1 protein-coding gene and 1 pseudogene are annotated in these 762 nt (G+C 71.5%); both read right to left on the minus strand.

What is annotated here, in order from left to right; genetic code table 11:
* Positions 1-222, minus strand: a pseudogene (locus VQ02_RS19540) (glycosyltransferase family 2 protein); the annotation flags it as partial.
* A partial coding sequence (locus VQ02_RS19545) for an HAD family hydrolase (protein ID WP_157080711.1) occupies positions 212-762 on the minus strand: 551 nt, incomplete at its 5' end. The gene VQ02_RS19545 and the pseudogene VQ02_RS19540, both read right to left, overlap by 11 nt.

Raw genomic sequence — 762 nt, forward strand, 5'->3', positions numbered from 1 at the left:
CATCTGCGTAACCTGATGCGCGGGCTCCCCCGGCACGTGCAGGTGGCGGACGGGACAGCCGGGATCCGACAGGTCGGGGGCCGGCTCCGGCTGCATCCAGGCGATCACGAGTTCCAGGGGCGCCACCGTCTGCCGGGCGAGCCCGCGCATCAGGTTACGCAGATGCTCCTCGCGGTGGCGGACCAGGGTGAGAACGCTCGCCGAGGCCGTGCTAGCCGGCATGGACGGGCGTCTTCCTGAAATGCGCGACGCCCTCGATGACGCCGCGCGCATGCGAGGCGCGGGCGACGTAGGAATGGCCGAGTGCCGCATGGGTGGCGAGGTCGTCGGAGAAGTTGGCGACGATGATCGCCTGTCGCCGCACGCGCAGCATCTCCACGTCGTTGCCGGAATCGCCCGCCACGAACACGTTGCCCTCGGCGAGGCCGTACAGCGCGCGGACGTGATCGACCGCCGTCCCCTTCGAGGCCGCGGGCGGCAGCACGTCGAGGTAGCGGCCGTGGCTGTGGATGATCGAGGCGGCGAGGCCCGCGGCGTCGAGCCTGCCCCGCACGCGCCGGGCGGTGGCGGCATCGCCGAAATAGCTGAGCTTGTGCGGGCGCTGTTCCAGGGGGCCTTGCGGCACGAGGTCGGGAACCTGCCCGAGCACGGCCCGCACGTCCTCCCGGCTCCAGCCACGGGACACCACCTCCCGCCACGCCCGGTCGGTGGTGTAGCTCACCCCGTTGGCGTCGAGATGGTAGATCTCCGAGCCCACGAGAC

It is taken from the genome of Methylobacterium variabile (assembly GCF_001043975.1).
GTDB classification, from domain to species: domain Bacteria; phylum Pseudomonadota; class Alphaproteobacteria; order Rhizobiales; family Beijerinckiaceae; genus Methylobacterium; species Methylobacterium variabile.